This is a genomic window from Paenirhodobacter sp. YD-8 (assembly GCF_056590935.1).
The window spans coordinates 1149231-1169112 of record NZ_CM152649.1; the positions used below are offsets into that span (position 1 = coordinate 1149231).

Below are 19882 nucleotides of genomic sequence, written 5' to 3' on the forward strand. Positions count from 1 at the left end.
CGCGCGATACGGGCGGCATGACCCGTCCGTATTACCGCCCGCTCGTCCAGTCCGATGCCCTCCGCCCCGAAGGTGCCCTGCCGCTTGCCGGCGGCTGGTGCTGGTTCACCGAGGTCGAAGTCCTCGGCCGTGGTGGCGAGAGCGAGATCCTGCCTGCAACCCATCTGCCGCCCGAGGTGGCCGAACGCCTGTGCGCGCCGCGCCGCCCGGTCGCCGGTCTGAGCATGGACGCGCCGCGGATCATGGGCATCCTGAACGTCACCCCCGACAGCTTCTCGGATGGCGGCCGCTATGACGACGAGGAGATCGCGCTCGACCATGCCCGCGCGCTGGCCGAGGCCGGGGCCGACATCCTCGACATCGGCGGCGAATCCACCCGCCCCGGCGCGCAGGAAGTGCCCGAGGACGAGGAGATCGACCGCACCGCCCCGGTGATTGCCGCGCTGCGCGACGAGGATTTCCCGCTGCCGATCTCGATCGACACCCGCAAGGCGCTGGTCGCCGATGCCGCGGTCGAGGCCGGGGCCGAGATGCTCAACGACGTCTCGGCGATGGAATTCGATCCGGCGATGGCGGAACTGGCGGCGATCACCGGCCTGCCGATTTGCCTGATGCACGCCCAGGGCCTGCCCGAGACGATGCAGGACGACCCCAAGTACGGCGATGTGCTGCTCGACGTCTATGACTATCTCGAGGACCGCATCGCGCTCGCCGAGGCGCAGGGCATCGCGCGCGAGCAGATCGTCGTCGATCCGGGCATCGGCTTCGGCAAGACCGTGGCGCACAACCTGGCGCTCATTCGCGGTCTTGGCCTGTTCCACGGGCTCGGCTGCCCGATCCTTCTGGGCGTGTCGCGCAAGCGCTTCATCGGCACCGTCGCGGGGGTCGAGACCGCCGAGGCGCGGATGCCCGGCACATTGGCCGTGACGCTCGCCGGGATCGCGCAGGGGGCACAGATCCACCGCGTGCACGATGTCGCCGAGATCGCCCAGGGCGTCCGGCTGTGGAACGCGATCACGAAAGGGTACGAGCAATGACGCGCAAGCTTTTCGGCACCGACGGGGTGCGGGGCGAGGCCAACAGCTGGCCGATGACCGCCGAGATGGCGCTGAAACTCGGCGCCGCGGCGGGGCGCTACTTCCGCCGTGACGCCGGCAACGGCCACCGCGTGGTGATCGGCAAGGATACGCGGCTGTCGGGCTATATGCTCGAGAACGCGCTGACCGCGGGGCTGACCTCGACCGGGATGAACGTGCTGCTGCTCGGCCCGGTGCCGACGCCGGCGGTGGGCTATCTGACCCGTTCGATGCGCGCCGATCTCGGGATCATGATCTCGGCCAGCCACAACCCCGCCAAGGACAACGGCATCAAGTTCTTCGGGCCCGACGGGTTCAAGCTGTCGGACGAGGCCGAAGCCGAGATCGAGGCGATCGTCGCCGGCGAGATCCGCCCGGCGCAGCCGCACAACATCGGCCGGGCGAAGCGCATCGACGACGGCGTCGGGCGCTATGTCGAATATGCCAAGACCACCTTCCCGGCGCGTGGCCGGCTGTCCGGGATGAAGGTGGTGATCGACTGCGCCAACGGTGCTTCTTACAAGGCGGCGCCCGAGGTGCTTTGGGAGCTGGGCTGCGAGGTGATCCCGGTGGGCGTCACTCCGAACGGGCACAACATCAACGACCGCTGCGGCTCGACCCATACCGAGACCGCCTCCGAGGCGGTGCTGCGCCATGGCGCCGATCTGGGGATCTCGCTCGATGGCGATGCCGACCGGGTGATGATCCTCGACGAGCGCGGGCAGGTGGCCGATGGCGACCAGATCATGGCGCTGTTCGCCCGCCGCTGGGCGGAAGAGGGCAGGCTGCGCGGCGGCGCGCTGGTAGCGACGGTGATGTCGAACCTCGGGCTCGAACGCTTCCTGTCCGGCCGCGGGCTGCGGCTCGAGCGCACCAAGGTCGGCGACCGCTATGTCGTCGAGCGGATGCGCGAGGGCGGCTTCAATCTGGGCGGCGAGCAGTCGGGGCATATCGTGATGACCGACTATGCCACCACCGGCGACGGGCTGATGGCGGGGCTGCAGTTCCTCGCCGCGATGGCGGAAAGCGGGGCGCGCGCCTCGGAACTGACCCAGCAATTCGAGACCGTGCCGCAATTGTTGAAGAATGTGCGCTATGCTGCCGGGCAAGAGCCTCTCTCGACCGAGAATGTTCGAAAAGTGATCGCCGAGGCGGAGGCGCGTCTGGCCGGTCAGGGCCGGTTGCTGATCCGCAAGTCGGGGACCGAGCCGCTGATCCGGGTGATGGCGGAATGCGAGGATGCGGCGCTGCTGTCCGAGACCGTCGACGGCATCGTCGCCGCGGTCGAGGCGGCGGCGTAACTCAGCGCTTGCCGTCGGGGTTCGCGTTCGCCACCCCCCACCAGCGGATCTCGTGGCCGAGGAAGGCGCCCAGCCTCTCGGCCGCGTCCGGCGCGGTGATGTCGAGTTCGAGGAAATTCGGATCGCCCGCAAAGACCTGCCGCATCGCGTCGAGATGCGCCCCGATCCAGCGCGTCACCTCGCCCGGGCGGCCACCGCGGCCGCGGGGCAGGCCCGGGATGTCGCTTTCGGTGATCCGCTCGACCAGCGTGTTCCAGCGGCCAAAGCTGTTTTCGGTCGCCTGCGGCGGGCGATAGTTCAGGATGAAGCGGCAGTCGGGATGCAGCCGGCGGATCGTCAGCAGCAGCGCGATGTCGAGGTTCGGCCAGAGGTTCACCCCCTGCGCGGGCATGCAGAAATCCATCTGCGTCACCGCGTCGACGCCCTCCAGCAGCGCCAGAGGATCGCCGCGCGAGAACCAGCCGTCATAGATCAGCCGGCCGACCGGGCGGTTGCGCCACATCCAGTGCGCGCTGACGAGGCCGCTTTCCTCGAGCGCGCGCTGGATCGTGCTGGTGCCCGATTTCGGGAAGCCGACGACAAGCAGCTTCGGCAGGCGGCGCGCGTCGGACGTTCCGTCCATCGGTGCCCCCGGTCAGAGCGTCGCGGCGTAGACGACCGCAGCGATCGCCTCGCCCAGCGTCCAGATCAGTCCGACGATGGGCCAGGCGCCGCGGGCGCCAAGGCGGGCGCGTGCCTTTGCCAGCGCGCGCAGCGTGACCAGCCGCCACAGGCCGAGCGCCGCCGCGAAAAGCCGCAAGAAGGGAGTCAGCAGGTCGGGCAGCTGCGCATAGAGCAGGCCCGAGATCAGCACCACCAGCGGCACCACGCCCAGAAGCACGCCGTAATTGCCGATCCAGAAGGTATCGCCCAGACCCAGCCGGCCGGCGACGAGGTCGCCAAACCACGGCGCGGTGAAGATCTTCGCGCGTTCCGCCTCGATCTTCTCGATCTCTCGTTCCGTCAGTTCGGCCATCGCTGCTCTCCTTCTGCGCGCGCAGCGTAGAAACAAAAGGGGCGCCCCGCAAGGCGCCCCGTCCGTGGTTCACTGTCGCAAGGATCAGTTGCGGGCCTTGTCGACCAGCTTGCCCTTGGCGATCCACGGCATCATGCCGCGCAGCTTCTCACCGACCTGTTCGATCAGGTGTTCGTCGTTGATGCGACGGGTCGCCTTGAAGAAGGGCTGGCCGACGGTGTTTTCCTGCATGAAGTCACGCACGAACTTGCCGTTCTGGATGTCGGTCAGCACCGCCTTCATGCGGGCCTTGGTCTCTTCGTAGGGCAGAACGCGCGGGCCCGAGACATACTCGCCGTATTCGGCGGTGTTCGAGATCGAGTAGTTCATGTTCGAGATGCCGCCTTCGTAGATCAGGTCGACGATCAGCTTCATCTCGTGCAGGCATTCGAAATAGGCCATCTCGGGCTCGTAGCCGGCTTCCACCAGCGTCTCGAAGCCCATGCGGATCAGCTCGACCACGCCGCCACACAGCACGGCCTGTTCGCCGAAGAGGTCCGTTTCGCATTCCTGACGGAAGTTGGTCTCGATGATGCCCGAGCGGCCGCCACCGATCGCCGAGACATAGCTTAGCGCGATGTCCATCGCCTTGCCGGTCGCATCCTGCGCCACCGCCACGAGGCAGGGCACGCCGCCGCCCTTGACGTATTCGCCGCGCACGGTGTGGCCCGGGCCCTTCGGCGCCATCATGATGACGTCGACGCCCGGCTTCGGCTCGATCAGGCCGAAGTGGATGTTCAGACCGTGGGCGAAGGCGATGGCGGAGCCTTCCTTCAGGTTGTCATGCACGTATTTCTTGTAGGTCGCGGCCTGCAGCTCGTCGGGCATGGTGAACATGATCACGTCGCACCAGGCGGCGGCTTCGGCGATGCCCATGACCTTCAGGCCTTCGGCTTCGGCCTTCTTCGCCGAGGGCGAGCCTTCGCGCAGCGCGACGACCACGTTCTTCGCACCCGAGTCGCGCAGGTTCAGCGCGTGGGCGTGGCCCTGCGAGCCATAGCCCAGGATGGCGACCTTCTTGTCCTTGATCAGGTTCACATCGCAATCGCGATCGTAGTAGACGCGCATGGCGCTCCTCCATTGCTTGATGCGCACAGGATAGGCGCCTTGCGAAGATTGTCGGTTCATTGTTTGAAGATTTTCGCGTGATGCGTTAAAGATCATTCCTGAAAATCGGCATTGGCGGAATATTCATGCTCATCGACGATACCGACCGGAGGATTCTGCGCCAGTTGCTGGCGGAACCGGCGATGGCGACGGCGGATCTGGCCGAGCGGGCGGGGGTGACCACCGCGACCTGCTGGCGCCGGCTCGAACGGTTGCGCGAGGGCGGGGTGATCCGTGGCGCGCAGGCGGTGATCGACTGGCGCGCGCTTGGCTGGGAGGTCGAGGTGAGCCTGCGCTTCACCCTCGACAAGACCCATCCGCGCGCCTTCGACGAGTTTCTGGCCGCCGCGCGCGAGGTGCCGGAGGTGCTGGAGATCCAGACCTTCCTCGGTCAGACCGATGTGCGGCTGAACGTGATCGCCCGCGACATGGCGCATTGGCAGGAGATCTATCGCGCCCGGATCCTGACCTTGCCGCATATCCAGGACACCGAGGCGCTGATGCTGATCTCGACGATCAAGGACAGTGCGGAGCTGCCGCTGTGATCGCGCTCGACGATACCGACCGGGCGATCCTGCGCGCGCTCGAGGCCGATGCGACGCTGAGCGCGGGGGCACTTGGCCGCCGGCTGGGCCTGTCGCAGCCCGCCTGCTGGCGCCGGATCCGGCGGCTTGAAGAGGCCGGGGTGATCGCCGGGCGGCGGCTGGTGCTGGACCATGCCGCGCTCGGCTTCGGGGTGACGGTGTTCCTGGGGGTGAAGCTGGCGACCAAGGGCCGCGTCAGCCTCGAGGATTTCGAGCGCGCGGTGACCGCCATCCCCGAGGTGCAGGTGGTGCAGCATGTGCTGGGCCTCTTCGACTATCGCATCAAGGTGCGCGCCCGCGACATCGCGGATTTCGAACGCGTGCTGCGGCGGCGGATCATGACCTTGCCCGGGCTTGGCCAGGTCGAGGCGAATGTGCTGCTGTCGGAGGAGCGGCTGCCGGGGCCGCTTGGCTGATTTTCAAATTGCCCGCTTTGTGGGCATGGCGCCATTCTGGCGGGCATTACGGCCTCGTGCCTTCGCCAGGGCAGAGGGTGCCGCAGGGCGCGGGATGGACCTTCCCGCACGCCGGGGATTGGATCGGGGCGAGAGGAAATGATGTTCGACACAGCCGGCCAGTCCCGCATGCAGCGCAGCCATGGCGAGGCCGCCGTGGCCTTTGATGGCGTGCGCCTGACCGGGTTGCGGCAGAAGGGCTCGGGCAAGGCGCTGCTGCCGCGGGTGCGCGGCGTGCCGGAGGTGGTGTTTCTCAACACCTCGGGCGGGCTGACCTCGGGCGATACGCTCTCCTATGCCGTGACACTCGAGGGCGGCGCGCGCGCCGTGACCACCACCCAGGCGGCCGAGCGCGCCTATCGCGCCAACGCCGGCCCCGCCCGTGTCACCGTGCACCACAAGGTCGGTCCGGGCGGATCGCTCGACTGGGTGCCGCAGGAGACGATCCTGTTCGAGGCGGCGAACCTTGCCCGCGAGACGGTGATCGAGCTTGCCCCCGATGCCTCCTGCCTGCTGCTCGAGGCGGTGGTCCTAGGCCGGGCTGCGATGGGCGAGACGGTAGAGACCTTGCAGTTTTCCGACCATCGCACCATCCTGCGGGCCGGAAAACCGGTGTTTTTCGAGCCTTTCGCGCTGAATTCGAACATTCTGGCCCGTGGGCCGCGTGCGGCGATCCTGGGTCCCGCCCGTGCCTTCGCGACGCTGGTGCTCTGCGCCCCGGGGGGCGAGGATGCGGTCGCGGCCGCCCGCGCGGCGCTGGCCGAACCCGGGGTTGAAGGCGCTGCCTCGGGCTTTGACGGCAAATGCGTGGTGCGGCTGCTGGCCCGTGACGGCTGGCCGCTGCGCCGACAGATCCTGAAGCTGATGGATGCGCTGCGCCGGGGTGCTGCCCCGCCGCGCGTCTGGCAATTGTAAGAGGGAACGATGAACCTGACCCCCCGTGAAAAGGACAAGCTGCTGATCAGCCTTGCCGCCATCGTGGCGCGCAACCGGCTCGAGCGCGGCGTGAAGCTCAACCACCCCGAGGCGATCGCGATCATCTCGGACTTCGTGGTCGAGGGCGCGCGCGCCGGCGTCTCGGTCGCCGAGCTGATGGAGACCGGCGCCCAGGTGCTGACCCGTGAGCAGTGCATGGAGGGCATCCCCGAGATGATCCACTCGATCCAGGTCGAGGCGACCTTCCCCGACGGCACCAAGCTCGTCACCGTTCACCATCCGATCCGCTGAGGTGCCGCGATGATCCCCGGAGAAATCTTCCCCGCCGAAGGCGTGATCACCCTGAACGAGGGGCTCGAGGCGATCACCCTCACCGTCTCGAACACCGGCGACCGGCCGGTGCAGGTGGGCTCGCATTACCATTTCGCCGAAACCAACCCGGGCCTCAGCTTCGACCGCGCCGCCGCGCGCGGCTATCGGCTGGACATCGCCGCGGGCACCGCGGTGCGCTTCGAGCCGGGCCAGACCCGCGAAGTGCGGCTGGTGCCCTATCGGGGCGCGCGCAAGGTGTTCGGCTTCAACCAGACCGTGATGGGGGACCTCTGATGCCCGCAACGATTTCCCGCGCCACCTATGCCGACATGTTCGGCCCCACCACCGGCGACCGGCTGCGCCTGGCCGATACCGACCTGATCATCGAGGTCGAGAAGGATCTCACCACCTATGGCGAGGAGGTGAAATTCGGCGGCGGCAAGGTGATCCGCGACGGCATGGGGCAAAGCCAGATCAGCCGTGCCGCGGGGGCGATGGACACGGTGATCACCAATGCGCTGATCGTCGACTATACCGGCATCTACAAGGCCGATGTCGGGCTGCGCTCGGGCCGGATCGCCGGCATCGGCAAGGCGGGCAACCCCGACACCCAGCCCGGCGTCACGCTGATCATCGGGCCGGGCACCGAGATCATCGCGGGCGAGGGCAAGATCCTGACCGCGGGCGGCATGGATGCGCATATCCATTTCATCTGCCCGCAGCAGATCGAGGATGCGCTGGCCTCGGGCGTGACGACGATGCTCGGCGGCGGCACCGGACCCGCGCATGGCACGCTTGCCACCACCTGCACCCCGGGGCCGTGGCACATCGGCCGGATGCTGCAAAGCTTCGAGGCCTTCCCGATGAACCTTGCCCTGGCCGGCAAGGGCAACGCCTCGCTGCCCGAGGCGCTCGAGGAGATGGTGAAGGCGGGGGCAAGCTCGCTCAAGCTGCACGAGGACTGGGGCACAACGCCCGCGGCGATCGACTGCTGCCTGTCGGTGGCCGATGCGATGGACGTGCAGGTGATGATCCACACCGACACGCTGAACGAAAGCGGCTTTGTCGAGAACACACTCGCCGCCTTCAAGGGCCGCACCATCCACGCCTTCCACACCGAGGGCGCGGGCGGCGGCCATGCCCCCGACATCCTGCGCGTCGTCTCGGCGCCGAACGTGATCCCGTCCTCGACCAACCCGACGCGGCCCTACACCAAGAACACGATCGAGGAACACCTCGACATGCTGATGGTGTGCCACCACCTCGACAACAAGGTGCCCGAGGACGTCGCCTTCGCCGAAAGCCGGATCCGCAAGGAGACGATCGCCGCCGAGGACATCCTGCACGACATGGGCGCGATGTCGATCATCAGCTCGGACAGTCAGGCGATGGGGCGCGTGGGCGAGGTCATCATCCGCTGCTGGCAGACCGCCGACAAGATGAAGAAGCAGCGCGGGCGGCTGGCCGAGGAAACCGGCGCCAACGACAACTTCCGGGTCCGCCGCTATGTCGCGAAATACACGATCAACCCGGCGATCACCCATGGCATCGCGGCACATATCGGCTCGGTCGAGGTCGGCAAGCGCGCGGATCTGGTGCTGTGGGATCCGGCCTTCTTCGGCGCCAAGCCCGAGATGGTGCTGATGGGCGGCATGATCGTCGCGGCGCAGATGGGCGACCCGAACGGCTCGATTCCGGCGCAGCCCTTCTACACCCGGCCGATGTTCGGCGCCTTCGGCAAGGCGCTGTCCGCGAGCTGCGCCACCTTCGTCTCCGAGGCGGCGGTGGCCGAGGGGGTGAGCGGGCGGCTTGGCCTCGAGAAGGACGTGATCGCGGTCAAGGGCACGCGCGGCATCGGCAAGGCGGACATGATGCTGAACACCGCGACGCCGATGATCGAGGTGAACCCCGAAACCTACGAGGTGCGCGCCGATGGCGAGCTGCTTGTCTGCGAGCCGGCGGAAAGCCTGCCGCTTGCGCAGCGCTACTTCCTGTACTGAGCGATCAGGTCAGGCTGAACCGGGTGAACAGCCTTGCGCGCGGCAATGTGCGCAGGGCGCCGGCAAGGTCGGGCAGGGCGATCGCCGGTCCCCGTTCCTCGGCCGTGCGGCGCGACGAGCGCAGCACGCGCGAGACCTTCTCGCGGGTATAGCCGGGGTCGAGGCGGATCTCGTCGGGCAGAAGCCGCGGGTCGAAGACCTGGCTGCGCTGCGTCACCACCTCGATCTTGTGCCAGCGGCCGACGGTCGGCAGGTCGGGACGGGTGAGGAACGCGGCGCGCAGTTCGGCCTCGCGTCGGCGCAGACGGGCAATCTCGGTCCGAATGGCGACCAGCTCGTCGGCAGGGGGTGTCAAATGCATCTTCGCCTCCCTCGCGAAGTTAAAGCACCAGCCTGCCCCGCCATCTTTAAGAAACGTCTAACAGCGAAGGTCCGAGATGACAGAACTTCCCCATGCGCAGTCCGTGGTGCCGAAGGGCCACTGGCAGGGCGCGGCCGATCACGTCGCGCTGGACTACGAAGGCCGTTTCCTGCGCCGCAAGCGGCTGGTGTCGGCGGGGGGGATCGCCTTCCTTATCGACCTGCCCGAGGTGGTGAACCTGACCGGCGGCGAGGCGTTCCGGCTTGATGACGGGCGGCTGGTCGAGGTGCGTTGCGGGCTCGAGCCGGTGCTGAGCATCTCGGGCGACCTGGCGCGCCTCGCCTGGCATATCGGCAACCGCCACACGCCCTGCCAGATCGAGCCCACGCGGCTGGTGATCCGCGCCGACCACGTGCTCGAGGCGATGCTGCGCCAGCTTGGCGCGCGGGTCACCGCGACGGTCGAGCCCTTCGCCCCCGAGGGCGGCGCCTATGGCATGGGGCGGACGATGGGCCATGACCACGGCCATGCGCACGGGGCGGGGCATTCGCACGGGCCGGGGCAGTTCCATGTCCACCCCTGAGGCGCTTGGCCTGCTCAGTCTCGTGCAATGGCTGTCGCCGGCCTTCCCAACCGGCGCCTTTGCCTATAGTCACGGGCTTGAACAGGCGGTGGCGGAGGGCGACGTGCGCGACGCGCCGGCGCTGGCGGACTGGCTTGCCGACATCCTCGCCCATGGCGCAGGCTGGAACGACGCGGTGCTTCTGGCCTGCGCGCTGCGCGGCGAGGATCTGGCGCCGCTCGCCGATCTGGCCCGCGCGCTTGCCGGCAGTGCCGAGCGGCTGCATGAGACCGAGGCGCAGGGCGCGGCCTTCACCCGGGCGCAGGCCGAGATGACCGGCGTGCCGCTTGCCCCCCTGCCACTGCCGCTTGCGGTGGCCCGGGCGGCGCGCGGACTGGCCCTTCCGGCCGGGCAAGTGATTGCACTTTTCCAACATTCCTTCGCCTCGAACCTCGTCTCGGCGGGGGTCAGATTTATCCCTTTGGGACAATCGGCGGGGCAGGCGGTGCTGGCCGGCCTGCACCCGATGATCGCTGCGCTCGCCGCCCGCGCAGTCACGGCCGCGCGCGCCGATCTGGCCAGCGCGGCCTTCCGCGCCGAGCTGCAGGCGGCGGCGCATGAAACGCTTGACGTGAGGATCTTCAAGACATGACGAACGGACCGCTTCGCGTCGGCATCGGGGGCCCGGTGGGCGTGGGCAAGACCACGCTGACCGAACAGCTGTGCCGCGCCCTCGCCGGCCGCTGCTCGATGGCGGTGGTGACGAATGACATCTACACCCGCGAGGATGCCGAGGCGCTGATGCGCGCGCAGGTGCTGCCGGCCGAGCGCATCCGCGGCGTCGAGACCGGCGGCTGCCCGCATACCGCGATCCGCGAGGATGCCTCGATCAACCTCGCCGCCATCGCCGAGCTGAACGCGGCTTTCCCCGATCTCGACCTCGTGCTGATCGAATCGGGCGGCGACAATCTGGCCGCCACCTTCAGCCCGGAGCTGGCCGATCTGACGATCTATGTGATCGACACCGCGGCGGGGCAGGACATCCCGCGCAAGCGCGGCCCGGGGGTGACCCGCTCGGACCTGCTGGTGGTGAACAAGACCGACCTTGCGCCCTATGTCGGCGTCGATCCGGTGCTGCTTGAATCCGACACGCAGCGCGCCCGCGGCGCCCGGCCCTATGTCATGGCGCAGCTGCGCCAGGGCCGGGGCATCGCCGAGATCGTCGCCTTCCTCGAGCGCGAAGGGGGGCTCGAACTGGCGGCGATTCCGACCTGATTGGCAGAAAAACCGACAAATTGATCAAAATGGTGCCCGGGCGTTGCGCGACGCCCGGGCATTCGCCCAATTTTTGGCCGTAATTCACGAATTCGTGCGGGGGACGTGATCCTCCCGTGCGCCGCCGCTTGCCGCAGCGCGGCGTGCTGCGCTCTGCTGTCCTCAGCGGCACCGGAACCGGGCCGCGCCGCCGCAACCGGCGGCCGACAATCTGCCCGCGCATCGAACGACGGGCCGGAACAGGGGGATTTTCACGATGATGCGGTTTGGGACGCGGTTTGGGAGCCTGATGGCGGGCGCGGCGCTGGCCACGCTGTTCGCGGCGGGCGGTGCGCTCGCCGAGGGCGACACGATCAAGGTCGGCGTGCTGCATTCGCTGTCGGGCACGATGGCGATCTCGGAGACGACGCTGAAGGACACCGTCCTGATGCTGATCGACGAACAGAACAAGAAGGGCGGCCTTCTGGGCAAGAAGATCGAGCCGGTGGTGGTCGACCCGGCCTCCGACTGGCCGCTGTTCGCCGAGAAGGCGCGCGAGCTGATCACCGTCGACAAGGTGGACGTGATCTTCGGCTGCTGGACCTCGGTCAGCCGCAAGTCGGTGCTGCCGGTGCTCGAGGAGCTGAACGGGCTGCTGTTCTACCCGGTGCAATACGAGGGCGAGGAAAGCTCCTACAACGTCTTCTACACCGGCGCCGCGCCGAACCAGCAGGCGATCCCGGCGGTGGACTATTTCCTGAACGAGCTCGGCGTGCAGAAATTTGCGCTGCTTGGCACCGACTATGTCTATCCGCGCACCACGAACAACATCCTGACCGCCTATCTGAAGTCGAAGGGCATCGCCGAGAGCGACATCTTCGTCAACTACACCCCCTTCGGGCAGTCGGACTGGTCGAAGATCGTGGCCGACGTCAAGGCGCTTGGCGCCGATGGCAAGAAGGTGGGCGTGATCTCGACGATCAACGGCGACGCGAACATCGGCTTCTACAAGGAACTCGCGGCCTCGGGGATCACCGCCGAGGACATCCCCGTCGTCGCCTTCTCGGTGGGCGAAGAGGAGCTTTCGGGGCTCGGCGAGGGTGATCTGAAGAACCTCGTCGGCCAGCTGGCCGCCTGGAACTATTTCGAAAGCGCCGACACGCCCGAGAACAAGGCCTTCATCGAGGGCTGGCACAAGTATACCGGCAACGACAAGCGCGTCACCAACGACCCGATGGAGGCCACCTATATCGGCTTCAACATGTGGGTGAACGCGGTGACCGAGGCCGGCACCACCAATGTCGACAAGGTCGAGGATGCGATGATCGGGCAGAAATTCCCGAACCTCACCGGCACCACGGCCGAGATGCTGCCGAACCACCACCTGACGAAGCCGGTGCTGATCGGCGAGATTCAGGCCGACGGCCAGTTCGACATCATCTCGCAGACCGACCCGGTGCCGGGCGATGCCTGGACCGACTTCCTGCCCGAATCCGCCGTGCTCTCGTCGGACTGGAAGACGCTCAAATGCGGCATGTACAACACCGACACCAAGACCTGCGTTCAGTTGAAGTCGAATTACTGATCGGCTTCGGCACCCAGGAGGGGGCGTTCGCGCCCCCTCCGACGACCCTTGCAGGGAAACCGAGATGCGCAAATTCCTTCTGGCGCTGAGTGCCTCGCTGTGCCTCGCGTTGCCCGCCCTCGCGCAGGAAAGCGCTGCCCCCGCTCCATCCGAAACGACGATTGCCGCGCCGGCCCTCACCGGCCTCGCCGCGGTGATCGCCGGGAATGCCGAGGCGATCGCCAGGCCCTCGCGCCAGACCATCGGGCCTGTTGTGGCGGCGATCGTGGCCGCAGGGGAGGGCGCGCCCGCCTTCCTCGCCGCCTGGGCCGACAAGCGGCTGGGGCAACGCAAGTCCGACGGGGCGATCTTCGTGGTCGAGAAGCAGGGCGCCGGTTATGCGCTGAGCGACCCGGTCAGCGGCGCCCTGGCCGGCACCGCGGCGAAAGCCGAGATCGCCGAGATCAAGCCGAATTCCGGCGTGCGCGGGCTGATCGCCGGTGCGCTGGTGCAGTTCCAGCTCTCCGACCCCGACCCGGCCCAGCGTCGCGCCGCGCTCGAGGCGCTGGCCCGCGAGGGCGGGGCCGAGCATCTCGCCCCGCTCGCCGCCGCGATCGAGGGCGAAAGCGACCCGGTGATCCGGGCGCAGAAGGAGCGCCTGCTGGGCCTTCTGACCATCCGCTTCGGCGCGACGCCCGCCGCGCGCGTTGCCGCGATCGAAGGGTTCGGCGCCGACATGGGGCTTGATTTCCGCGCGGCGCTGAACCCGATCCTCGCCACCGCGCGCGCGGCCTTCGACGGCGCCCCTGCGGGCAATGTGGCGAAAGAGCTGCGCCCGGGGCAAGGCGGCTTCACCGCCGAGGAAGCCTATGCGCTGCTTGTCGCCCAGGGGCTCGCGCCGAAACGGCTCATCCGCGCCGACCTGCGCGCCGCGCTCGAGGCGCATGTGGAGAACGGCGCGGTCGGCGGCGTGCCGCTGGCCGCGCTCGACGACCCGGCAAAGCGCGACGCCGCCTATACTGCGCTCGAAGCGGCCGGTGCCGTTCCCGCCGCCGCCACCGATGACGAGGTCGCAAACGCCGTCGCCGCACACCGCTATGCCGAGATCTACGCCGAGCCCGAGGCCGCCGTCACCACGGCCGCCGCCGCGGCGCTGCAATCGGTCTCGCTCAAGGTCGACGCGATGCAGGGGATCGACCTCGGCCTCGACGCACTGTCGCTCGCCTCGATCTATTTCCTCGCGGCGATCGGCCTTGCCATCACCTTCGGCGTGATGGGCGTCATCAACATGGCGCATGGCGAGTTCATCACCATGGGCGCCTATACGGGCTATGTCGTGCAGCTCTGGATCCACGATTACACCGCCTCGATCCTCGTGGCCCTTCCCCTCGCCTTCGCCGTTACCTTCACCGCCGGCGTGGCGATGGAGCGGCTGGTGATCCGCCATCTCTACAAGCGCCCGCTGGAAACGCTGCTCGCCACCTTCGGTATCTCGATTGCGCTGCAGCAGCTCTTCAAGAACATCTTCGGCACCCAGGCCCGGCCGCTCACCGCGCCCGACTGGCTCGACGGCGCCTGGGTGCTGAACGACATCGTCGGCATCTCCTACATCCGCATCGCGATCTTCGTGCTGGCGCTGATCTTCCTCGGCCTCTACCTCTTCGTGATGAAGCGCACCCGGCTCGGCCTCGAGGTCCGCGCGGTGACGCAGAACCCCTCGATGGCGGCTTCGATGGGGATCAACCCCGACCGCATCAACATGCTGGCCTTCGGGCTTGGCTCGGGCATCGCGGGCATCGCGGGCGTCGCCATCGGCCTCTTCGCCAAGGTCACCTCGGAACTCGGCTCCGATTACATCGTGCAGAGCTTCATGACCGTGGTCGTCGGCGGCGTCGGCAATATCTGGGGCACGCTCGCGGGCGCCACCCTCGTCGGCTTCCTGCAAAAGGGGATCGAGGCGCTGAACCCCTCGAACACGCTGGCCGCGCAGACCTACATGATCCTCTTCATCATCATCTTCATCCAGTTCCGGCCGCGGGGCATCATCGCCCTCAAGGGCCGCGCGGCGGGGGATTGAGCATGACCCGGCACGCATCCCTCGCTCTGCATTCATCTTGCCCGAAATACCTCGGGGGGCCCGGGGGGTTGGCCCCCCGGCACGCCGCCGCAATCCGGGAGGCCCAGAGATGAAACCCGGCTTTCTCGCAAAGAACCCCTCGGTTCTCGCCTTCCTCGCGCTGCTTGCGCTCTTCACCCTCGCGGTGACGCTGCTCTCGACCGCCTACGGGGCCGAGATCGTCTCGACCTCGATGGTCAAGACGCTGGGCAAGACGCTCTGCCTGTGCCTCATCGCAATCGCGATGGATCTGGTCTGGGGCTATACCGGCATCCTCAGCCTCGGCCATTTCGCCTTCTTCGGGCTTGGCGGCTACATGATCGGCATGTGGCTGATGGTCGCCCGCACCCGCGAGATCGTGCTCGCCTCGGCCGCGGGCGTGCTGCCGATGACGGCGCAGGAGCTGAGCGACGCGATCGCCACACAGATCTTCGGCGTCGTGGGCTCCTCCGAGCTGCCGGCGATCTGGCATTTCGCCGGATCGCTGCCGATGCAGCTCCTGTTCGTCGTGCTGGTGCCGGGGCTCCTCGCCTTCCTCTTCGGCTGGCTCGCGTTTCGCTCGCGCGTCACCGGCGTCTATCTCTCGATCCTGACACAGGCAATGACGCTCGCGCTGTCGCTCTACCTGTTCCAGAACGACTCCGGCCTGCGCGGCAACAACGGGCTTTCCGGGCTGCAGAACATTCCGGGGCTTGCCGCCGATCAGGATCACCTGTCGGTGTGGTTTCTCTGGGCCTCGGCCGCGGCGCTCGGGCTCGGCTATCTGCTCGCCAGCTTCGTCACCTCGGGCAAGTTCGGCTCGGTGATGCGTGGCATCCGCGACGACGAGGCGCGGGTGCGCTTCCTCGGCTATTCGGTCGAGAGCTACAAGCTCTTCGTCTTCACCCTGACCGCGGTGATCGCCGCGATCGCCGGCGCGCTCTACTACCCGCAGGCGGGCATCATCAACCCGGCCGAGATGGCGCCGATCGCCTCGATCTATCTCGCGGTCTGGGTGGCGATCGGGGGCCGGGGCCGGCTTTACGGCGCGGTGATGGGGGCGGCCTTCGTCTCGCTCGTCTCGACCTGGTTCACCGGCGGGCGTGCGCCCGACCTGACCCTCGGGATCTACACGGTGAAATGGGTCGACTGGTGGCAGGTGCTCTTGGGCCTCAGCTTCGTCCTTGTCACGCTCTTCGCGCCGAAGGGGCTCTCGGGGCTTGTCGACCTGCTTGCCGGGCTGCGGACACCCTGGCGTGGCGGCACCCCGCTCGGCCCCGATGACGGCTCGCTGCGCGAAGAGGAGGCGGTGGAATGAAGGCGCTGCTCGAAGTCTCCGGCATCTCCGTCTCCTTCGACGGCTTCCGCGCGATCAACAACCTGTCCTTCTCGATCGGCCCGGCCGAGCTGCGCGCGGTGATCGGCCCGAACGGGGCGGGCAAGACCACCTTCATGGACATCGTCACCGGCAAGACCCGCCCCGACGAGGGCCGCGTGCTCTGGGGCGAGAAATCGGTCAACCTGCTGCGGATGAACGAGGCCCAGATCGCCCGCGCCGGCATCGGCCGCAAGTTCCAGCGCCCGACGGTGTTCGAGGACCAGTCGGTGGCCGAGAACCTGATGATGGCGCTGAAGGCGGCGCGCGCGCCCTGGAAGGTGCTGGTCTGGCGCCCGGGGCCGGCCGATCACGCCCGCGTCGCGGCGCTGGCGGCGCAGGTCGGGCTTGCCGACAGTCTGACGCGGAAATCCGGGGAATTGTCGCACGGTCAGAAACAATGGCTCGAGATCGGCATGCTGCTGGCGCAGGAGCCGCGGCTTTTGCTGGTCGACGAACCCGCGGCCGGGATGACCTTGGCCGAGCGCGAGCAGACCACCGCGCTGCTGGTCGATCTGGCGAAGACCCGCGCCGTGGTGGTGGTCGAACACGACATGGATTTCGTGCGCCGGCTGAACTGCCGGGTCACCGTGCTGCATGAGGGATCGGTGCTCGCCGAAGGCTCGCTCGATCACGTCACCGCCGACCGGCAGGTCATCGAAGTCTATCTGGGGCGCTGAAGATGCTGGAAACCAAGGGGCTTACGCTTCACTACGGCGGATCGCAGATCCTTTACGGCATCGACATGGTGGCGAAGGCGGGCGAGGTGACCTGCATCATGGGCACCAATGGCGTGGGCAAGACCTCGCTTCTGAAGGCGATCTCGGGCACCCATCCGCGCTCGGGCGGCACGCTTGTCCTTGATGGCGAGGAGGTGCCGCGGGTGGCGCCGCAGGGCATGGCGCGGCGCGGCCTCGGCTATGTGCCGCAGGGGCGGATGATCTTCCCGCTGCTCACCGTGCGCGAGAACATGGAAACCGCCTTCGCCGTGCTGCCGAAATCCGAACGCTTCATCCCCGACGAGATCTATGATCTGTTTCCGATCCTGAAGGAATTCCTGCATCGGCGCGGCGGCGATCTGTCCGGCGGGCAGCAGCAGCAGCTGGCGATTGCGCGGGCGATGCTGATGAAGCCGAAGATCCTGCTGCTCGACGAGCCGACCGAAGGGATCCAGCCCAACATCATCCAGCAGATCGGCCGCGTCATCGCCTATCTGCGCGCGCGCGGCGATATCGCGATCATCCTTGTCGAGCAGTATTTCGACTTCGCCCATGACCTCGGCGACCGCTTCTATGTGCTCAAGCGCGGCGCGGTGGCGATGGAGGGCACCAAGGTGTCGCTGACCCGCGAGGCGCTGCGCGAGGTGGTGAGCGTGTGAGGGGCGCTGCCCCTCTTGCCCCTGCGGGGCAATTCACCCCGGGATATTTGCGGCAATTGGAAGCCGGGAGCCGTCCTGTGCTTCCAATTGCGCCAAATATCCCGGGGGGTGAGGCCGCAGGCCGAGGGGGGCAGCGCCCCCCTTTTTCTTCAGCGCACGCCAAGCCCCGCCCGCATCAGCGTCTTGCGCACCGGCTTGAGCGAATAGAGCGCGCCCAGAACCCCCGCGCGCAGGTCGCGCAGCGGTTGCGGCGCGACCATCGAGGCGCGGTTGAGGAAGTCGATGCCGATCTCGCGCGCCTTCACCTCGGGCCAGCGCCGGCGGTTATAGGCGGCAAGCATCGCCGGTTCGCCGAGATGCGCCGGGTCCTTCTCGGCCAGCCGCAGCAGGCAGGTCAGATCGGCAAGCGACATGTTCAGCCCCTGCGCCCCGATCGGCGGGATCACATGCGCGGCCTCGGCAATGAGCGCGACGCGCTCGGCCGCGAAGCGCGCGGCGATCTGCGTCATCATCGGCCAGACCGAGCGGCGGGTGACGAGGGTGAGCGGGCCCAGAAGCCCGGTCGAGCGCGCGTTCATCGCCGCCTCGAACTCCGGCACCGGCAGGGCGGCCAGACGCTCGGCCTCGGCGCCGCGTTCCATCCAGACGATGGCCGAGCTGTGCAGCCCGTCGCGGTCGGGCAGCGGGATCAGCGTGAAGGGGCCGCCCGAGCGGTGGATCTCGGTCGAGACATCATTGTGCGGCAGCGGGTGGGTGACGGCGAAGGCGAGCGCCTTCTGGCCATAGCGGGTGGTCTTCACCGGGATGCCCGCGGCCTCGCGGATGAAGGAGTTGCGGCCGTCGGCGGCCACCACCAGCTTCGCGCGCACCCGGCTGCCGTCCGACAGCGTCACCTCGGCCCCGCTTTCGCGGGTGACGAGGCCGGTCGTGGCGACGCCCGGGCGGAAATCGACGAGCGGCAGTTCGGCGAGCCGCGCCACCATCTCGCGCCGCAACAGCCAGTTCGGGAAGTTCCAGCCGAAGGGCTCGTCCGACAGATCGGCCGCGTCGAAATCGCGGGTGAGGCGGGCGACGGGCTCGGCCCCGCCCGCGTCGATGATGCGCATGATCTGCAGGGGGGCCGCATAGGGGGCGAGCCGCGCCCAGAGCCCCGCGCCCTCGAGCACGGCGCGCGAGGGGTGCAGGAAGGCGGTGGTGCGCATGTCGGCGCCGGCCTCGCCCTCGGCGGTGACGGGCGGCTGCGGGTCGACGCAGATCGTGGTGAAACCGGCCGCCCCGAAGGCCGCCGCGGCAGTCAGGCCGGCGACACCGCCGCCCGAGATCAGGATGTCGGTCGTGCGCAGGGTCTGTTGCTCCATCTCGGGCCTCCGTTACAGCGCGCCCAAGATGCCCCGGCGGGCGGCGCGTTGCAATCGGGTGCGGCGATCGGTCCGCGCCGCGGAAGCGATCGGCCTTGCACATAACCGGAAACGGCCCGGAGCCGGGGGCTCGGGCCGTGTGGGCCGTGTCGGTCGTGCCGTGCCGGCTCAGCCGCCCGCGGTCATCACCACGAGGAAGGCCAGCATGATCCAGGTGGCCACAACGGCCCAGAGGATCAGCCCGCCGAGCCCCATGAAGGCGACGAGGCCAACGGCGATGCCGATGATCACGAGCGCCAGAAGGTACATCTGGGCGGAATTGTCTTTGGTGTCCGCGTGCTCGGCGGTCATGGCAGAATCTCCCTTGGCTGTCTCCCTGACAGTCCGGCCTGCATAGCGGCTGGCGTCGCGCATGGGAACCGCGCCACGTTGTCGCAGGGGCAAAATGGCTCAGCTGTGACGCGGATGCCGCAGCGCGGCAAGGAATCCCGTGAGGTCGTTGGTGTGATGCTGGATATGCGCCGCGGGGGCGGGATCGGCCGCCACATGCACGGTGCGCATCCCCATCGCATGGGGCGCGGCAAGGTTGCGCGGGTCATCCTCGAACATCGCGGCCTGCGGCGGGCGGATGCCGGCCTTGGCAAAGACCGTCTCGAAGGCCTGCGGCTCGGGCTTGGGGTGGAACTCGGCATCCTCGACGCCGAACACCCCGTCGAAAAGCCCGCTCAGCCCGCGCGCCGACAGCACCCGCTGCGCATAGGGGGCCGAGCCGTTGGTGAAGACGATCTTGCGCCCGGGCAGGTCGTCGATGGCGCTGCGCAGCGCCGGGTCGGGGCTGAGCGAGTCGAAGGAGATGTCGTGCACCTCGGCCAGATAGGGCATCGGGTCGAGCCCGTGCTCGTGCATCAGCCCGGCGAGCGTGGTGCCGTAGAGCCGCCAGTAATGGTCGCGCAGCCGGTTCGCCTCGCCGCGGTCGACGCCGAGCGTGCGCATGACATATTCGGTCATCTTCACCTCGATCTGGGCAAAGAGACGGGCTTCGGGCGGGTACAGGGTGTTGTCGAGGTCGAACACCCAGTCGGTGACATGTGCGAAATCTGCGGCTGACAT

General features: G+C 68.0%; 23 protein-coding genes. 16 read left to right on the forward strand and 7 right to left on the reverse strand.

Going from position 1 to position 19882, the window contains the following annotated elements; all coding sequences use genetic code 11:
- The first annotated feature begins 17 nt into the window (after positions 1–17).
- Together folP and glmM are read left to right on the forward strand one after the other, a co-directional pair.
- The gene (gene folP, locus AC0QTQ_RS05610) at positions 18–1037 is read left to right on the forward strand and encodes a dihydropteroate synthase (RefSeq protein ID WP_480258647.1); all 1020 of its coding nucleotides are present in this window, start codon (positions 18–20) and stop codon (positions 1035–1037) included.
- Positions 1034–2377, forward strand: coding sequence for a phosphoglucosamine mutase (gene glmM, locus AC0QTQ_RS05615; RefSeq protein ID WP_480258648.1), 1344 nt, complete (start codon positions 1034–1036; stop codon positions 2375–2377). The genes folP and glmM overlap by 4 nt, the downstream gene beginning before the upstream one ends.
- A 1-nt stretch (position 2378) precedes the next feature.
- Here the strand turns inward: glmM and AC0QTQ_RS05620 are convergent, their stop codons facing one another.
- The 3 genes from AC0QTQ_RS05620 to ilvC all read right to left on the reverse strand — a co-directional run bounded on the left by AC0QTQ_RS05620 (position 2379) and on the right by ilvC (position 4499).
- Positions 2379–2999 carry a sulfotransferase gene (locus AC0QTQ_RS05620; protein ID WP_480258649.1) on the reverse strand — a complete coding sequence of 207 codons (621 nt, stop codon included), beginning with the start codon at positions 2997–2999 and terminating at the stop codon, positions 2379–2381.
- 12 nt (positions 3000–3011) lie between these two features.
- The gene (locus AC0QTQ_RS05625) at positions 3012–3392 is read right to left on the reverse strand and encodes a hypothetical protein (protein WP_480258650.1); all 381 of its coding nucleotides are present in this window, start codon (positions 3390–3392) and stop codon (positions 3012–3014) included.
- A gap of 84 nt (positions 3393–3476) precedes the next feature.
- Positions 3477–4499 carry a ketol-acid reductoisomerase gene (gene ilvC / locus AC0QTQ_RS05630; protein WP_245965157.1) on the reverse strand — a complete coding sequence of 341 codons (1023 nt, stop codon included), beginning with the start codon at positions 4497–4499 and terminating at the stop codon, positions 3477–3479.
- Positions 4500–4624: 125 nt separating this feature from the next.
- Between ilvC and AC0QTQ_RS05635 the strand changes: the two genes are divergently transcribed.
- From AC0QTQ_RS05635 to ureC, 6 genes are all read left to right on the forward strand, one after another.
- Positions 4625–5083 (forward strand): Lrp/AsnC family transcriptional regulator, encoded by a 459-nt coding sequence (locus tag AC0QTQ_RS05635; RefSeq protein ID WP_113900917.1) that lies wholly within the window; start codon positions 4625–4627, stop codon positions 5081–5083.
- Entirely contained in the window at positions 5080–5538 is a 459-nt protein-coding gene (locus AC0QTQ_RS05640) for an Lrp/AsnC family transcriptional regulator (protein ID WP_121530366.1), read from the forward strand. The genes AC0QTQ_RS05635 and AC0QTQ_RS05640 overlap by 4 nt, the downstream gene beginning before the upstream one ends.
- Before the next feature lie 141 nt (positions 5539–5679).
- On the forward strand, positions 5680–6492 hold the full coding sequence (locus AC0QTQ_RS05645) for an urease accessory protein UreD (RefSeq protein WP_480258651.1): 813 nt from the start codon (positions 5680–5682) through the stop codon (positions 6490–6492).
- A gap of 9 nt (positions 6493–6501) precedes the next feature.
- Positions 6502–6804 carry an urease subunit gamma gene (locus AC0QTQ_RS05650; RefSeq protein WP_121530367.1) on the forward strand — a complete coding sequence of 101 codons (303 nt, stop codon included), beginning with the start codon at positions 6502–6504 and terminating at the stop codon, positions 6802–6804.
- 9 nt (positions 6805–6813) lie between these two features.
- Positions 6814–7119 (forward strand): urease subunit beta, encoded by a 306-nt coding sequence (locus AC0QTQ_RS05655; RefSeq protein ID WP_113900914.1) that lies wholly within the window; start codon positions 6814–6816, stop codon positions 7117–7119.
- The gene (gene ureC / locus AC0QTQ_RS05660) at positions 7119–8825 is read left to right on the forward strand and encodes an urease subunit alpha (RefSeq protein WP_480258652.1); all 1707 of its coding nucleotides are present in this window, start codon (positions 7119–7121) and stop codon (positions 8823–8825) included. Before AC0QTQ_RS05655 ends, ureC begins: the two co-directional genes overlap by 1 nt.
- A 4-nt stretch (positions 8826–8829) precedes the next feature.
- Here the strand turns inward: ureC and AC0QTQ_RS05665 are convergent, their stop codons facing one another.
- Positions 8830–9186 carry a hypothetical protein gene (locus AC0QTQ_RS05665; RefSeq protein ID WP_480258653.1) on the reverse strand — a complete coding sequence of 119 codons (357 nt, stop codon included), beginning with the start codon at positions 9184–9186 and terminating at the stop codon, positions 8830–8832.
- 76 nt (positions 9187–9262) lie between these two features.
- On the opposite strand from AC0QTQ_RS05665, the gene AC0QTQ_RS05670 reads away from it, so the two are divergent.
- The 8 genes from AC0QTQ_RS05670 (at position 9263) to urtE (ending at position 17414) form a co-directional block, all read left to right on the forward strand.
- Positions 9263–9769: an urease accessory protein UreE gene (locus AC0QTQ_RS05670; RefSeq protein WP_480258654.1), complete on the forward strand. Its 507-nt coding sequence runs from the start codon at positions 9263–9265 to the stop codon at positions 9767–9769.
- The gene (locus tag AC0QTQ_RS05675; protein ID WP_480258655.1) at positions 9756–10400 is read left to right on the forward strand and encodes an urease accessory protein UreF; all 645 of its coding nucleotides are present in this window, start codon (positions 9756–9758) and stop codon (positions 10398–10400) included. Before AC0QTQ_RS05670 ends, AC0QTQ_RS05675 begins: the two co-directional genes overlap by 14 nt.
- Entirely contained in the window at positions 10397–11023 is a 627-nt protein-coding gene (ureG, locus tag AC0QTQ_RS05680; protein ID WP_121530372.1) for an urease accessory protein UreG, read from the forward strand. Before AC0QTQ_RS05675 ends, ureG begins: the two co-directional genes overlap by 4 nt.
- A gap of 289 nt (positions 11024–11312) precedes the next feature.
- Positions 11313–12587 carry an urea ABC transporter substrate-binding protein gene (gene urtA / locus AC0QTQ_RS05685; protein ID WP_121530471.1) on the forward strand — a complete coding sequence of 425 codons (1275 nt, stop codon included), beginning with the start codon at positions 11313–11315 and terminating at the stop codon, positions 12585–12587.
- A 64-nt stretch (positions 12588–12651) separates the two neighbouring features.
- Entirely contained in the window at positions 12652–14643 is a 1992-nt protein-coding gene (gene urtB / locus AC0QTQ_RS05690; protein ID WP_480258656.1) for an urea ABC transporter permease subunit UrtB, read from the forward strand.
- 109 nt (positions 14644–14752) lie between these two features.
- Positions 14753–15979 (forward strand): urea ABC transporter permease subunit UrtC, encoded by a 1227-nt coding sequence (gene urtC, locus AC0QTQ_RS05695; protein WP_480258657.1) that lies wholly within the window; start codon positions 14753–14755, stop codon positions 15977–15979.
- Entirely contained in the window at positions 15976–16716 is a 741-nt protein-coding gene (urtD, locus tag AC0QTQ_RS05700; protein WP_480258658.1) for an urea ABC transporter ATP-binding protein UrtD, read from the forward strand. Before urtC ends, urtD begins: the two co-directional genes overlap by 4 nt.
- A 2-nt stretch (positions 16717–16718) precedes the next feature.
- Entirely contained in the window at positions 16719–17414 is a 696-nt protein-coding gene (gene urtE, locus AC0QTQ_RS05705; protein ID WP_480258659.1) for an urea ABC transporter ATP-binding subunit UrtE, read from the forward strand.
- 149 nt (positions 17415–17563) lie between these two features.
- Here urtE and AC0QTQ_RS05710 read toward each other — a convergent pair whose 3' ends face one another.
- From AC0QTQ_RS05710 to AC0QTQ_RS05720, 3 genes are all read right to left on the reverse strand, one after another.
- Positions 17564–18772: a UbiH/UbiF family hydroxylase gene (locus tag AC0QTQ_RS05710; RefSeq protein ID WP_121530377.1), complete on the reverse strand. Its 1209-nt coding sequence runs from the start codon at positions 18770–18772 to the stop codon at positions 17564–17566.
- A gap of 168 nt (positions 18773–18940) precedes the next feature.
- Positions 18941–19123, reverse strand: coding sequence for a hypothetical protein (locus AC0QTQ_RS05715; protein ID WP_128147574.1), 183 nt, complete (start codon positions 19121–19123; stop codon positions 18941–18943).
- A 99-nt stretch (positions 19124–19222) separates the two neighbouring features.
- Positions 19223–19882, reverse strand: coding sequence for a pyrimidine 5'-nucleotidase (locus AC0QTQ_RS05720; protein WP_480258660.1), 660 nt, complete (start codon positions 19880–19882; stop codon positions 19223–19225).

What these genes read in the sequence shown, in the direction of transcription:
- folP (WP_480258647.1), top strand. Translation starts at nt 18, where the DNA reads ATGACCCGTCCGTATTACCGCCCGCTCGTCCAGTCCGATGCCCTCCGC.
- glmM (WP_480258648.1), top strand. Translation starts at nt 1,034, where the DNA reads ATGACGCGCAAGCTTTTCGGCACCGACGGGGTGCGGGGCGAGGCCAAC.
- AC0QTQ_RS05620 (WP_480258649.1), bottom strand. Translation starts at nt 2,999, where the DNA reads ATGGACGGAACGTCCGACGCGCGCCGCCTGCCGAAGCTGCTTGTCGTC.
- AC0QTQ_RS05625 (WP_480258650.1), bottom strand. Translation starts at nt 3,392, where the DNA reads ATGGCCGAACTGACGGAACGAGAGATCGAGAAGATCGAGGCGGAACGC.
- ilvC (WP_245965157.1), bottom strand. Translation starts at nt 4,499, where the DNA reads ATGCGCGTCTACTACGATCGCGATTGCGATGTGAACCTGATCAAGGAC.
- AC0QTQ_RS05635 (WP_113900917.1), top strand. Translation starts at nt 4,625, where the DNA reads ATGCTCATCGACGATACCGACCGGAGGATTCTGCGCCAGTTGCTGGCG.
- AC0QTQ_RS05645 (WP_480258651.1), top strand. Translation starts at nt 5,680, where the DNA reads ATGTTCGACACAGCCGGCCAGTCCCGCATGCAGCGCAGCCATGGCGAG.
- AC0QTQ_RS05650 (WP_121530367.1), top strand. Translation starts at nt 6,502, where the DNA reads ATGAACCTGACCCCCCGTGAAAAGGACAAGCTGCTGATCAGCCTTGCC.
- AC0QTQ_RS05655 (WP_113900914.1), top strand. Translation starts at nt 6,814, where the DNA reads ATGATCCCCGGAGAAATCTTCCCCGCCGAAGGCGTGATCACCCTGAAC.
- ureC (WP_480258652.1), top strand. Translation starts at nt 7,119, where the DNA reads ATGCCCGCAACGATTTCCCGCGCCACCTATGCCGACATGTTCGGCCCC.
- AC0QTQ_RS05665 (WP_480258653.1), bottom strand. Translation starts at nt 9,186, where the DNA reads ATGCATTTGACACCCCCTGCCGACGAGCTGGTCGCCATTCGGACCGAG.
- AC0QTQ_RS05670 (WP_480258654.1), top strand. Translation starts at nt 9,263, where the DNA reads ATGACAGAACTTCCCCATGCGCAGTCCGTGGTGCCGAAGGGCCACTGG.
- AC0QTQ_RS05675 (WP_480258655.1), top strand. Translation starts at nt 9,756, where the DNA reads ATGTCCACCCCTGAGGCGCTTGGCCTGCTCAGTCTCGTGCAATGGCTG.
- ureG (WP_121530372.1), top strand. Translation starts at nt 10,397, where the DNA reads ATGACGAACGGACCGCTTCGCGTCGGCATCGGGGGCCCGGTGGGCGTG.
- urtA (WP_121530471.1), top strand. Translation starts at nt 11,313, where the DNA reads ATGGCGGGCGCGGCGCTGGCCACGCTGTTCGCGGCGGGCGGTGCGCTC.
- urtB (WP_480258656.1), top strand. Translation starts at nt 12,652, where the DNA reads ATGCGCAAATTCCTTCTGGCGCTGAGTGCCTCGCTGTGCCTCGCGTTG.
- urtC (WP_480258657.1), top strand. Translation starts at nt 14,753, where the DNA reads ATGAAACCCGGCTTTCTCGCAAAGAACCCCTCGGTTCTCGCCTTCCTC.
- urtD (WP_480258658.1), top strand. Translation starts at nt 15,976, where the DNA reads ATGAAGGCGCTGCTCGAAGTCTCCGGCATCTCCGTCTCCTTCGACGGC.
- urtE (WP_480258659.1), top strand. Translation starts at nt 16,719, where the DNA reads ATGCTGGAAACCAAGGGGCTTACGCTTCACTACGGCGGATCGCAGATC.
- AC0QTQ_RS05710 (WP_121530377.1), bottom strand. Translation starts at nt 18,772, where the DNA reads ATGGAGCAACAGACCCTGCGCACGACCGACATCCTGATCTCGGGCGGC.
- AC0QTQ_RS05715 (WP_128147574.1), bottom strand. Translation starts at nt 19,123, where the DNA reads ATGACCGCCGAGCACGCGGACACCAAAGACAATTCCGCCCAGATGTAC.
- AC0QTQ_RS05720 (WP_480258660.1), bottom strand. Translation starts at nt 19,882, where the DNA reads ATGTCAGCCGCAGATTTCGCACATGTCACCGACTGGGTGTTCGACCTC.